The sequence below is a fragment of the Patescibacteria group bacterium genome (genome assembly GCA_041662665.1).
Classification (GTDB): Bacteria; Patescibacteriota; JABMPQ01; order JABMPQ01; family JAQVVF01; genus JAQVVF01.
On record JBAZSC010000003.1, the window covers coordinates 87970 to 100451 of the forward strand.

11 protein-coding genes, 1 tRNA gene and 1 other annotated feature are annotated in these 12482 nt (G+C 34.2%); of the genes, 9 read left to right on the forward strand and 3 right to left on the reverse strand.

Annotation, left to right across the window (positions count from 1 at the left end; genetic code table 11):
- The first annotated feature begins 27 nt into the window (after nucleotides 1-27).
- The 4 genes from WC663_04965 (at nucleotide 28) to WC663_04980 (ending at nucleotide 4606) form a co-directional block, all read left to right on the forward strand.
- Complete coding sequence (locus WC663_04965) at nucleotides 28-315, forward strand: hypothetical protein (GenBank protein MFA6296680.1); 288 nt, start codon at nucleotides 28-30, stop codon at nucleotides 313-315.
- Between the two features lie 66 nt (nucleotides 316-381).
- Entirely contained in the window at nucleotides 382-993 is a 612-nt protein-coding gene (locus WC663_04970) for a hypothetical protein (GenBank protein ID MFA6296681.1), read from the forward strand.
- 93 nt (nucleotides 994-1086) lie between these two features.
- Nucleotides 1087-1382: a binding site (T-box leader), on the forward strand.
- A gap of 74 nt (nucleotides 1383-1456) precedes the next feature.
- Nucleotides 1457-3982: a PEP/pyruvate-binding domain-containing protein gene (locus tag WC663_04975; GenBank protein MFA6296682.1), complete on the forward strand. Its 2526-nt coding sequence runs from the start codon at nucleotides 1457-1459 to the stop codon at nucleotides 3980-3982.
- A gap of 84 nt (nucleotides 3983-4066) precedes the next feature.
- Nucleotides 4067-4606, forward strand: a complete 540-nt coding sequence (locus WC663_04980; protein MFA6296683.1) for a hypothetical protein — start codon at nucleotides 4067-4069, stop codon at nucleotides 4604-4606.
- 82 nt (nucleotides 4607-4688) lie between these two features.
- Here the strand turns inward: WC663_04980 and WC663_04985 are convergent.
- A tRNA-Trp gene (locus WC663_04985) sits at nucleotides 4689-4761 on the reverse strand.
- A gap of 84 nt (nucleotides 4762-4845) precedes the next feature.
- Nucleotides 4846-6270, reverse strand: coding sequence for a pyridoxal-dependent decarboxylase (locus WC663_04990; GenBank protein ID MFA6296684.1), 1425 nt, complete (start codon nucleotides 6268-6270; stop codon nucleotides 4846-4848).
- Between the two features lie 171 nt (nucleotides 6271-6441).
- Between WC663_04990 and WC663_04995 the strand changes: the two genes are divergently transcribed.
- The 5 genes from WC663_04995 (at nucleotide 6442) to WC663_05015 (ending at nucleotide 11235) form a co-directional block, all read left to right on the forward strand.
- Nucleotides 6442-7377, forward strand: a complete 936-nt coding sequence (locus WC663_04995; GenBank protein ID MFA6296685.1) for an ATP-binding cassette domain-containing protein — start codon at nucleotides 6442-6444, stop codon at nucleotides 7375-7377.
- Nucleotides 7378-7473: 96 nt separating this feature from the next.
- On the forward strand, nucleotides 7474-8184 hold the full coding sequence (locus tag WC663_05000; GenBank protein ID MFA6296686.1) for an ABC transporter permease: 711 nt from the start codon (nucleotides 7474-7476) through the stop codon (nucleotides 8182-8184).
- A gap of 47 nt (nucleotides 8185-8231) precedes the next feature.
- A complete protein-coding gene (locus WC663_05005) occupies nucleotides 8232-9686 on the forward strand; it encodes a Gldg family protein (protein ID MFA6296687.1) in 1455 nt (484 codons plus the stop codon).
- A gap of 82 nt (nucleotides 9687-9768) precedes the next feature.
- Nucleotides 9769-10344, forward strand: coding sequence for a DUF4340 domain-containing protein (locus tag WC663_05010; protein MFA6296688.1), 576 nt, complete (start codon nucleotides 9769-9771; stop codon nucleotides 10342-10344).
- A 201-nt stretch (nucleotides 10345-10545) separates the two neighbouring features.
- Nucleotides 10546-11235, forward strand: coding sequence for a hypothetical protein (locus WC663_05015; GenBank protein ID MFA6296689.1), 690 nt, complete (start codon nucleotides 10546-10548; stop codon nucleotides 11233-11235).
- 115 nt (nucleotides 11236-11350) lie between these two features.
- Here the strand turns inward: WC663_05015 and WC663_05020 are convergent, their stop codons facing one another.
- On the reverse strand, nucleotides 11351-12325 hold the full coding sequence (locus WC663_05020; GenBank protein MFA6296690.1) for a diacylglycerol kinase family protein: 975 nt from the start codon (nucleotides 12323-12325) through the stop codon (nucleotides 11351-11353).
- Nucleotides 12326-12482 lie beyond the last annotated feature (157 nt).

Here is a 12482-nt window from a genome sequence, read left to right on the forward strand (position 1 = left end):
GGTGGTAGAGCATTTTGCGGTCGAAATTTGCCTTATGATTTTAAAAGAAGAGGTTTAAAAACTTTGGCTTATGGACCATCAGATTGGGTTGTAACTCCATATGATCAAGTAGATCAGGAATTGGGATTTTTGAGGCATACTTTGGCAGAAATAAAAGATATTTGTATTTCAGAAAAAGCATTGGAAATGAGGTCAAAGTGGAATGTTAGCGTTTCAGAAATTTTAGAATGGTATTTGGAAAAGTTTGCAGCAATTTCTGATAAAAGTATTGGTTTTACTTGCGTTCAGAAAGATATTTTAGGGAGGAAGATTTAGTTCTTAGCGTGTGAATTGCACGCTTTTTTTATTGACTTGTTAAAATGAATATACTAAATTAACTTAATGTTCTTTATTCCAACCAGAAAAGGAGGGAAGGAAATGGGAGCTGTAAATAAAAATTTATTTGATGAAGCAGTTAGAAGAGCAAAATTGATTGCTCAAAATTGTTCTTCTGTTAATTTGATTTTTTTGGATCAATGGCGAAGATCAAGAGAAGAAGATAAATGGAGGTTGACATATTTAGGTGATGACATTGGTTGTTGTTCTAGTGATTGTTTAAATTGCCCTATCTTTTGGAGTTGTGGAGGAATGGATGATCCTTTTGATGAAAACAAACTTGTAACAACTTTGGTCTTGGCAACGAAATCTGATTTACGAAATTATGATGGAAGACAAGTCTATCTTAATTGTAAATCGTTAGATCAATATGTTATTTCTTTTGTTAATTGCTTTGTTGGAAGTTGTCATAATCGAGTAACAATGCTTGATGAATTAGATTATGTTGCGGGATTTAAAGTTGTTTATTCTCGAGACGAGATTGATTTAACAACTCTTGAAATGAGAATAAAGGAAAGAATTATAAAGGGATGTTTATTAAGATATTCAGAAAAAGAAAAAGAAATTTTTTCAGCTGCAGTGTTAGAGATTGGATTTCCTAAATATTTTGTAATTTGAACATTGTGATCATACATGGATTGTATGATTTTTTTTATTTTCTCTTGACTTTAAAAATATTTTTGATAATATAATAAGTGAAACTTAAAACTTTAAAAATCGTTGACCTGGAAAAAGTAAGTTAGTTATTTTTAAAAGTCTGCTTTCGCTAAAGCTACAGCAGACGAAGCGAATAAGGGATAGTGAGAGCCTTATAAAAATACTAGCTGAAAATGGATCCAGCGAGATGATAAGTTAAATACTTATCCGGTTGCCTCCGTAACCATAGGCTAACTGATATCTTGAATCCACCTTTGCTAAAGCTTCGGTGGACAAAGGAGTCAGTAAGTGATCAGTGTTTTTGCACTGATAAACAAGGTGGTAACACGGGAAGACTTCTCGTCCTTGAATACTTTTTAGAAGTATTTTAGGATGAGAAGTTTTTTGTTATGATCGATCTTTCACAACGCAAGGAGGAGAGAAGATGAAAGTTCTATACCTGAGAAATCTGATGGGTTTGGAAGTGTCGCAGATTGGTGGCAAAGCATTTAATTTGGGCAAGTTAATTATGGCTGGATTTAATGTACCAAGTAGAGGTTTTGTGTTAGATGTGGATGTTTTGGACAGTTGGCCAAGTGGACGTGAAGAAGTAGCAGATTTTTTTGTAGATTATTTTGGTGGACAAGTCGTAGCTGTGAGAAGTTCAGCAGTAGCAGAAGATTCTGGATCAGCTTCTTTTGCTGGTCAGTACAAAACTACCTTGCATGTTAGGACTAGGGAAGAATTTTTGCGAGCAGTTGATGATTTCGTTGCTGGTTTGCTTGATGATGGCATTCAAGCATATCAGACAGTAGTTAAGCAGAAAGATTCAGGTCGACGGCAGGCAGCTTTGATTGTTCAGGAAATGGTTGAAGCAGAAATTGCTGGTGTGCTTTTTACGGTTAACCCACTCGATGGTTTGGACGAGATGATGATTACAGCAGCTTCTGGTATTGGTGAGGCATTGGTATCTGGTCAGGTGACTGGAGATACATATGTTGTTGATAGAGATGGGATGCTCAAAAAGATGGTTATCGGCGGTGTAAAAAAAGATTTGCGAGATGGTGTTGGCTTGATGACAAATAGAGATGTTGCTGAGAGAATTTTGGATGATAGTTTGCTGATGTATTTAGTAAAAATTGGCAAGCGGGTTGAAGAACTATTCCAATGTCCGCAAGATATCGAATGGGCAATTGTTGGTTCGCAGATTTTTTTGCTGCAAGCTCGACCAATTACGGCAATGTCTACTTTGGGTTTGCAGCGTCAAAAAGTTATTGATGATCTTGGAAATTCTTTTGAAAAAGAGAGAGCGAGATTGGAAGAGTTAGGTGTTGTATTGGCAACTGATTGTTTTTCTGATCAAAATATTGCTGAGCTTTTGACTCGTCATCCTACGCCAATGGCTTTTGGAGCATTCTGTTATATTTTTGCTGATGGCGAAGCTGGAATCCGGCTTGGTCGCAATCAAATGGGTTATGAGATTGGGTCAGAACTTGATCATGGTTTTTTCAGATTAGTTGGTGGTCAACCTCGTTGTAGTATTGTTCATGATGCTTTTACTTATCGGATTGCTGGAATTCCGTTGTCGGATTATGCGATTTTGGTGAGATATTATTTGGAGAAAATTGCTGAAGATTCTAAAATGGCAAATTATCCAGAAGTAGTGCTCTATAAGCAAGATCCGAGTTTGGAATTTCTGACAGAATTGTTTGGAGCAGAAAAAGCACAGTTCTATCGAGTGGCTTTTGATCGATTTTTTACTGGATTAGCAGTGTTGATTGAGCAAACGGTGTTGGAGATGAAGACATTCGAAGATGATTTTAGGGCTTATATTGCAAGAGAGAAAGTCAAGATGGAAAGTTTGGACATGAATCTTCAAGCTAATATTGCTCTATGCATGGAAATGTTTGATCATCTGCGAACTGTTGCTTGTGTGATGTTTGTTAAAGTTGCACGTTTGGGATTTTTTGCTTATGCACGACTTCGAGAAAAAATGGCATTGCATTATGGTAAAGAAAAGGGCGAGCAGTTGTTAGCAACATTAACTAGTGGATTGGATAATGATCCGTCTTTGCATTTCAATGTTTGTTTGGCACAGTATCGTGATGGTCAAATCACTTTTTCTGAACTTTTGGAAAGATATGGTCATTTGGGTGCGAATGAACTAGAGGTTTCAGGATTGCGTTATCATGAAGATTCAAGTTTGTTGGAGCGTTACGCAGAACAGATTGCTGGAGATCCTCGTGTTGAATTGGCACGCAGAAAGGCAGAATGTGATAAGGTTCGTGCAACTGTGGCAACGGAATTGGGAGAAGAAGTGGCTAGCTGGGTTGAGGTAGCGCGACAGTATTTGGCTGGTAGAGAATTAATCAAATATCTTTATTTGATGGAATATGATTTAGTTCGGCAAATGTTACTTAGAATCGAAAAGATTTTACATTGGGAAGATGATTTGGTCTTCTGTCTTTATCCAGGAGAGATTCCAATGTTGCAATATGATAGCGAACGTATCCATAGAAAAGCAGTTGCGCGTTTGCAGCGTAGGCGTGAGCAAATGAATATCTATGTTCCGCCAGTAATTTTCTCTGATGATTTGGAGAGGATCGGTCAATCTCCATATCAAGCATCTGATAAGATTTTGACTGGCTTTGGAGTGACAGATCAGGTGGTGACTGGAGAGGTAGTTAAAGTGGCTGATCCAAGGGATAGAAAACAAATTGCCAAGCTTTTTGCAGGTTGTGTTCTAGTGACAATGACAACTGATCCTTCTTGGGCCCCATTGATTGCAGCGATTGGTAGTAACGGTGGTTTGGTGACTGAGATTGGAGGTCCTTTGGCGCATGGGGCAATTGTAGCTAGAGAATTGGGAATTGGCGCTGTCTTGGATGTTACTGGAGCAATGCAGATTTTGCAGGATGGAATGAGAGTAGAGGTTAATGGTCCTTTGGGAGTTGTGAAGATTTTGGATTGATCTTTTTTGCGAGCAAGCAGATTTATCTGCTTTCTTTTTCTGTTTTGTTTTATTAAGATAATACAAAAGAGAAGAGGAAATATTATGAAGAAAAAAATAATTTTATTTGTTTGTTCTGGAAACATGTTTCGGTCACCAATTGCTGAGGCATATTTTGATATGCTTTTAAAAAAGAATAACGATCATAAATTTTTTGTTGCAAAATCAGCAGGAATTCAAGGTACTGGTGGAAAGATAAAATTAAAAGGACAAAATCCTCCAAAATTTAAAAATTTAAGAAATTATGAATTAGAATGGAAGCATTCTGAGCCATTGTTAAAGTCGGCAAATATTGATATTTCTAAACATAATTTTGTTGCTATTAATAAGAAAATTATTTTAGAATCAAGTTTGATTATTGCAATGAGTAAAGATATATATCAAACAAGAACTAACTCTTTATTAAATCAATTTTTAGAAAACAAAGACAAGATTTTTTTATTAAGCAATATAATAAACAAAAAAAGAGGAATACCTGATGTTTTTGGAAAAAGAAAAAGGAGAATGTATAAAGTTGCAATTGGACAAATACAAAATTATTTGGATTCTGGTTATAAGAAAATTATTAAATTAGCTAAAAACTAATAATATTTTGTTAAAAAACTGAACTTATTAGTTCGGTTTTTTTGTACAAAAAAAGACCTCTCAGAGAGAAGGTCTAAAGGGGCGGGCCAGGAGGGATTCGAACCCACAGCATTCGGTTTTGGAGACCGACGCTCTACCATTAGAGCTACTGGCCCGCAAGGTGCAAGAAAAGTAAAGAACGTGTATTTATGATGTCATCATATATCTTTGATTTTGCTTTGTCAAATTTGACTTGTGGATTACTGGTGAGCTTTTTTCCATTCTTGGTCAGCTAGGTCAAGATCAGAAACAAAACGTTTGATGAAAGGAATAGTGTGGGGCATAATACAAATCTTGTAGACAATCAATGGACAACTGAGTGGATCTAACGTATTTTTTGGAAAATAATCAGAACGAAGATGATAAGGCTGAAGAATTCCATGTTCTAGGATTTGTTTGGGGATTTCTCCACCTTCAATGTCAATGACCATTGGAGCAAAGTTGACATGAGGTGAATACGGCATAATTTTGATCCAATTTAGATTAGCATTTTCCTTAATCAATCTAACTAGCTCATTTCTTGTTTCAAGACATTGTTGGACATATTTTCGTTGTCCATTCTGTCCTTCTGCCTGAAAGAGATATCGAGCTAAAACAGGAGAGAGGCAAGATCGTGATCCAGAAACAGTGTCATGATCATGACCTCGGACGTATTGAACACGTCGAGCAACAAGTCTCATCAAATCTTTGCGACAGAGAAAAACTCCAGCAGGATAAGGTAGTCTTCCCATTTTGTCGCCGTCAATGGTTACTGACATGACATTAGGAACATTGAATCCAATTTTAGGTGCATTAATGTTGCAAAAAGGAATTGTAAAACCGCCAAAGCTAGCATCAACATGCAAATAAAATCGGACATCTTGAGTAGTGTTGCGATCAATGAAATTACTGATCGCTTCGATTGGATCAATTGAGCCAAGTACAGTTGTTCCAGCTGTTGCAATAATCAGAAATCTTCTGAAGCCTTCATGGATTTTTTGGTTAACAATTTCTTGTAATGATCCAATATCCATTTCGCCTCGTTCGTTCATGCCAACAAGATTGAGTCCGCAACCGCGATGATCTGGTGTAAACAGATGATCTTTGCTACAGTGAACGCAATGTAACCATTGCGGTTCGCCAAAATCGAGCATTTCTAAAGCTTGAGAAATAGAGAAGTGCTGCAAAGGAGTTGCTAATGCGACAATTCCGCGATTATTAGGATCTGGACATTGGCGCAAATATTGTCTGCCGATCCAGAGTCCTTCAATATTGGCTTCAGTACCACCTCCGCAAAAATATCCTTCGGTTGTTGCTGGTGTGCCACCGATAACTGATGCAAGCATCCAGATTGCTTCAGCTTCCATTCTTTGAACAACTTCAAAACCGCCTTCACCATCTTGGAATTTCAAATTTCCATTATCGTCAATTTCAATGTGGGTATGACTGCCAATAGCATTGATTTGTTTAGCGAGCAGACTTTTTGCACGACCAAGTACGCCTTTTGGCAGAGTTGTACCAGGATAACAAAATGGCGGAATCTCTTGTTCATATGGTGAAGAAATGCTGGCTACGATTTTGGCAATACCTTGTTGATCATGTCCATTTTCTGGCCATTCCCAATCTTGTCTTTTGTTGACGTTCATTTTCTTTTTTCCCTCCCTTGTTGTGAAGGTGCTTCTGCGAAGTTTATAACAATAATTTGATTTTGGCAAGGGCAGGATTTATTTAAATGATAATTTTGTTTTTGTCAAGATGTTCATAACTGCATTGACAAATATATTTAAGACGCTATTATTAGATAAACACTTAAATTTATGATTAAGGTAGAAAATCTTACAAAGTCATACGCAAATTTTAAAGCACTAGATGGTGTTTCTTTCGAGGTGCAAAAGGGCGAAATTATCGGTTTTCTAGGTCCTAATGGCGCTGGAAAGACGACAACAATGAGGATTTTGACAGGTTTTTTTCCTCCAACATCAGGAAAAGTCGAAATCGATGGTTTTGATATTTTTAATGATTCGATTGAAGTTCGAAAGAGAATCGGCTATTTGCCAGAAAATACTCCATTATATCAAGACATGGAAGTTTATGCATTTTTACGATATATGGCAGAATTGAAGGATGTTGAGCCAGAAAAGAAAAATCAGCATATCAAGAATATTATGAAGCGTTGCGGAATTGAGCACATGAAAAATGAGATTATTTCTCGTCTTTCAAAAGGCTATAAACAAAGAGTTGGATTAGCCCAAGCTTTAATTGGTGATCCAAAAGTATTAATTTTGGATGAGCCAACTATTGGTTTGGATCCAAAACAGATTATTGAAATTAGGAATTTGATTAAAGAATTAGGCAAAGAAAAAACAATTATTTTATCAACTCATATTTTACCAGAAGTAGCTGTGACTTGTACTAGAGTTATAATTATTAATGAAGGAAAGATTGTTGCTGAAGATACACCAGATAATTTGGAGAATAAAGTTTCAGGTGTTGCAAAAGTAATTGTAACTGTTCGAGGCGGATCTCCTGATTTGATAAAATCAAGATTGGAAGGCGTACAGGGTGTCAGCAATGTAACTGTTTTGAAAAATCATGCTGGATTTACTGATTTAAGTATTCAATCTGAAAAAGATGTTGATGTCAGAGATAAAGTTTCTTCAATTATAGTTCAAAATAATTGGGGATTGATTGAAATGCATCGCGAAACTTTAGGATTAGAGGAAATTTTCTTAAAACTTACTAAAAAGGGTTAATTTTCTCGAATAAAATCTCTAATAAAACTAATGTAACTCGAATTTGGGATTTATTAGAGAAAGAGTATTAGAAATAGTATTAGAGAAATCAATGTTATGCATAATATTTTAACAATTGCGAAAAAAGAATTAAGATCATATTTTCTATCATCGATTGCTTATGTAGTATTTGCAATGTTTTTGCTTTTGGCAGGATATTTTTTCACAGTAATTTTGCTATATACTCAAGAAGCTTCATTACAAGGAGCAGCTTATAATATTGTAATTACTTTATTATTTTTGATTCCATTATTAACAATGAAATCATTTGCTGAAGAAAGACGACAAGGTACATTGGAATTGTTGATGACAAAACCAGTAACTGATTTAGAAGTTGCATTAGGCAAGTTCTTTGCAGCAGCAGGAATGTATTTGATAATGTTGTTATCAACAGTTGTGTACGTATTTATTTTAATTAAATATGGTAATCCTGATATGGGTCCAATTTATTCTGCCTATATTGGTTTGATTTTGGTTGGATTTGCTTTTATTGCTTTAGGAGTTTTTGCTTCAACTTTGACTGAAAATCAAATTGTTGCTGCAGTAATTGGCTTTGCAATGATTTTATTATTATGGGTTTTGTCTTGGGCTTCTTCTCAATTTACAGGAAATATGGCTGAAATTATTTCGTATTTATCTTTATCTGGGCATTATGATAATTTCGTAAAAGGCGTTATTGATTTGAAGGACGTAGTTTACTATTTGAGTTTTATTATTTTCTGGTTGTTTGTAACTGTAAAATCAATTGAGGTTAGACGATGGAAGTAAATAAGTTCTAAAGTTTATAAAGTTATAAAGTTCATAAAGTAAATATAATGAAATTTGATAAGAAAAAAATTAGTGAAAAGATCAAAGGTGCAAGCAAAAAAGCTAGCAATGTTTTAGGTGCAAGACAAACAAAATTTGGCAGCAATACTTTAGTATTGATTTTGGCTTTGCTTGGTATTTTAATTCTTGTTAATTATATTGTTAGAAAAGAATCTGGAACTTTGCGATATGATATGACAAAGAACAAACAGTTTACTTTGTCTGATCAAACAAAAAAAGTTTTGCAGAATGTTAATGATGATGTAAATATTACAATTTTTTATCAGACTGATAATCCATCTCGTGCTCAATTGCAAAATTTATTATCTGAATATCAAGCGAAAAATTCTCGTATTAAATTTGAATTTGTTGATCCAGATAAAAATCCAACAAAGGCCAGAGAATTTGGAATTACAAGATATGGAACAATTATATTCAAAAAAGGAGATAAAACAGAACAAACGACTGGTTTTTCAGAAAGTGATATAACTTCAAGTATTTTAAAATTAAGCAAAGATGGCAAAAAAGTTGTTTACTTTATGATTGGTCATAAAGAAAAAGATTTAAGCTTGACCTCAGAAAAAGGTTATAGCAGTATTAAAAATACTTTGGAAAAAGAAAATTTTGAAATAAAAAATTTAAATTTAACGACAGTTAGTAAAGTTCCTGATGATGCATCTGTTGTAATTTTGGCTGGACCGCAGAAAGCGCTTTTAGATAAAGAAAAAGAATCTTTAAAGAAATATTTGGATGAAAAAGATGGAAAACTATTTGCGTTGATTGATCCAAGAAAAGAAATAAAAGAAGACGTAAAAGTAAATGATCTTTTGAATAATTATGGAATTAATTTAACAGATGGCTTAGTAATTGATCCGACAAAAGCTTTTTTTGGCGATGTTGCTGCACCAGTTGTTGAAAAATGGGAAAGCCATCAAATTACTGAAGGCTTGTCTGCTGCATTTTTTCCTGGTGTGCAGATGGTTTCTAAAGGAGACAAAACACCAGAAAATATTTTGGTCAATGATTTAGGAAAAAGCAGCAATGATTCTTGGTTAGAAAATAATTTAGATACTGAAAAAGTAAAATATGATGCAGGATCTGATAAAAAAGGACCAATTTCAATTGGTACTGCTGCTCATCAAACTAAAAAAGTAAAAGAAGGCGATCAGGAAGTTGCAAAAGAAGGATTGAGAATTGTTGTTATTGGAGATTCAGATTTTGCAGTAAATGGATATGAAACTTTCTTAGGCAATCAAGATCTATTTGTTAATTCATTGCATTGGTTAGCTTCTGAAGAAGAATTAATTTCTATTCGTCCAAAAGAAGAAGAACAAAGAACTGTTGCTTTGACAGGTTCACAAGGCAGAATTATATTTTATTTGACTGTTGTTATTATGCCATTAACTGCAATTGGTGTTGGCATATATGTTTGGTCACGAAGAAGAAAAACAAGACGACAATAATTTGTATTAACGCAGAATCGAACGCAGAAAATGCAGAATTATACGAGAAAATTGTTTCAGAAATTATATTAAAAATAGTGATATGAAAAAACTTTGGGAAAAAATAATGAATTTCAGATTTAAAGGTGCATTTATTTTGACATTAATATTTATTTTATTGTTAGTTTTTGTTTTAGTATTTGAACGAAATCGAGAAGTAAAATTGGATGAAGCTGGTCAAGAAACTTTTACAGTTTTGGATATTAAAAAAGATGATGTGCAAAAAGTTACATTTAATAATGATGGCGAGAAATTAGTTTTGAATAAACAGGATGACGGATCTTGGAAAGGCAAGAAAGAAGTTATGAAAGATAATAAGAAAAGCACTGACTATTTCAAAGTTGATAGCACAAAACTTGATCCTATTTTAGATGAAATGATAAAAATTGAGGCAGCAGAAAAGATTGAAAATCCTAATCTAAAAGATTATGGTTTAGAGAATGCAAAATATTCTGCAATATTTGAATTAAAAAATAATAAGAAAAAAGAATTATTTGTTGGAGACAAAAATCCTGATGGATCTTCAGTTTATGCAAAAATTTCTGATGAAGATTATGTTTTTTTAGCTCAAACTTCAATAAAAGCAAAAATTCAGACTAAAGAAAGCGATTTGAAATAATCGCGAATTTGTACAAATTTATCACTAATTTCACAAATACGGCGAAAGCCGTTTTTTGGTGCCTCACTCTAATAACTTTTCTAATAGAAATAGATAGTGCATATTGAGAAGAGTTAAAATTTTTTGTTGACAAAAGTTATTATTTTTTGTATTCTATCCTATTGTTCTTTATAAATATTGTAGCCAGAGGAGGAAGAGGAAATGGCACTACCAGAGTTGGTTGTTACCAGAAGTAATACAAAAGAAAAGATTACAAATGTATTAGTTATAGGATCACCTATGTTTGATAGTTTCGAAGTTGATTTAATGGAGACAAAAGATGGAATGTTGGTGGTTGGTCATCCCAGTATTTTTCAGGCTCGTGATTATACTTTGATAGAGGCAAGAGCGCAAAGAGGAGCTTTAACTATTGATGAAATGGCAGAAATTGTTTTGATGAATAATCTTCATGTTTTTTTGGACTTGAAGTATGAAGATATGGGCGAATTAGCAGCAAGCGAGATTAGAAGAGTTGGCTTGCAAAATCATTCGGTGTTGATTTCTTGGGGTCAGCAGAATTTGGTAGCTGTCAGACGAGTTGATAAAGAGCTTAAGACTGGTTGGATATTTAATGGCGCCTTGGAAGATCCAGCAGGTGAGATGGAAAGGTTGGGATGTAATTATTTTGTGACTTGTTTTTATTACATGACGACTGAATTTTGGGTGAAAATGCGTAATTTGCGCAGAAAATCTAAAGTTGGGCTTTGTTTGAGAAAAACTACTCATAAAAATGATTTAAAAATAGCCGCACATGAAGATGTAGAATTTATTTTTGTTGATCCAGAAGTTAATTTAAATGAAATGCTTGTTACTTTTGCTCACGTGACAACTGAATTGATAGACGAACTTTGATACAGGCTTAGCCTGTTTTTTTATGTCTCACTTTAATATTTTTTCGAATAGAATGAATTAGTATGCTATCAGTTATATTAGAAAATCTATTAGAATGATAACAAAAAAACAGGAATTAGATTCCTGTAGAGTTTAGACGAAGGTTCAATATTGGTACAGTTGGTCCAGCTGTTATTCTGATCAACCTGATATCTTTTTTGCGGTTTGAGAAAACATCGCCATCAATAATGATATCTTCGTCAGTTTTAAGAATCAATTCTTTGGCATTGCCATTGATGACTTTTCGAGAAATAAGATCTCTTTTTACTTCTTTGCCCCAGAGATATCGAAATACATGGCTTAGAAGTTCATAGGCATTGAGAGAAAAAATACCAAGAAGAAATTGACCTTTTTGGATTCTTCCAGACAATGGTCTGAATGTTAGGACAACATCTTTAATATTAGCAGCGATGATTCCAGCAAATTTTGTTCTTTCAAATTGCTGATTGTCATATGTTACTTTAGCTTGAGCATAATGGTAAATTCTGAATCTGCTAAAAACAGTTCCAAGAATACAATGAAAGATTAAGCAAATCGCTGCCCAAAGACCCTTGCTTGTTTTTTCGTAATATTTCAAATAATCAACAACAACTCCAATTGAAAAGAAAAATCCATAATAGATTTTTCCAGCATCATCAATTTGAATTAGCTCTTTTTGATAAATTGGATAATCTGGCTGAGATCTGATTTTTAAAACAGTTGCAAGATTTTCATGCGGATCTTTTTTGAAACCGAGAGCTTTGGCAACCATGGACATTGATCCGCCACCGATATGAGCGATAACTGGTAATGCTTGCGTGCCATAAATTTTGAGAGTTTCTTGAATGATGTGGCGCAAAGCTCCATCTCCACCACAACAACAGATATAACGAACTTTTGCTTTTTTTAACTTGCGAATAATACTTCTGACTTGTTCAGGACTTTGAGTAATAAAAACTTGGACATTTTCAACACTTGAGGCAACTTTTTTTATTCGATTGATGTATTTTAGTCCTTTTCTTCTAATCAGCATTGCATTGAGATTGATGATGACAGCAACTGGTGGTAGCATTTTGTCCTCCGTCTTTGTTTGTTAGGGTGCAATTTAGCTTAAATTAGCATAAAAATAAGTTATGCACAACAAAATTATTGATGTTTGGTTTTTGTTGTCCGTCACGCTAATGTTTTTGCGAATGACACTAATAAAAACACTAATAATTTGTTTATCC

Coding starts and splice junctions, on each gene's coding strand:
- WC663_04970 (MFA6296681.1), top strand. CDS start 382: ATGTTCTTTATTCCAACCAGAAAAGGAGGGAAGGAAATGGGAGCTGTA.
- WC663_04975 (MFA6296682.1), top strand. CDS start 1,457: ATGAAAGTTCTATACCTGAGAAATCTGATGGGTTTGGAAGTGTCGCAG.
- WC663_04980 (MFA6296683.1), top strand. CDS start 4,067: ATGAAGAAAAAAATAATTTTATTTGTTTGTTCTGGAAACATGTTTCGG.
- WC663_04990 (MFA6296684.1), bottom strand. CDS start 6,270: ATGAACGTCAACAAAAGACAAGATTGGGAATGGCCAGAAAATGGACAT.
- WC663_04995 (MFA6296685.1), top strand. CDS start 6,442: ATGATTAAGGTAGAAAATCTTACAAAGTCATACGCAAATTTTAAAGCA.
- WC663_05000 (MFA6296686.1), top strand. CDS start 7,474: ATGCATAATATTTTAACAATTGCGAAAAAAGAATTAAGATCATATTTT.
- WC663_05005 (MFA6296687.1), top strand. CDS start 8,232: ATGAAATTTGATAAGAAAAAAATTAGTGAAAAGATCAAAGGTGCAAGC.
- WC663_05010 (MFA6296688.1), top strand. CDS start 9,769: ATGAAAAAACTTTGGGAAAAAATAATGAATTTCAGATTTAAAGGTGCA.
- WC663_05015 (MFA6296689.1), top strand. CDS start 10,546: ATGGCACTACCAGAGTTGGTTGTTACCAGAAGTAATACAAAAGAAAAG.
- WC663_05020 (MFA6296690.1), bottom strand. CDS start 12,325: ATGCTACCACCAGTTGCTGTCATCATCAATCTCAATGCAATGCTGATT.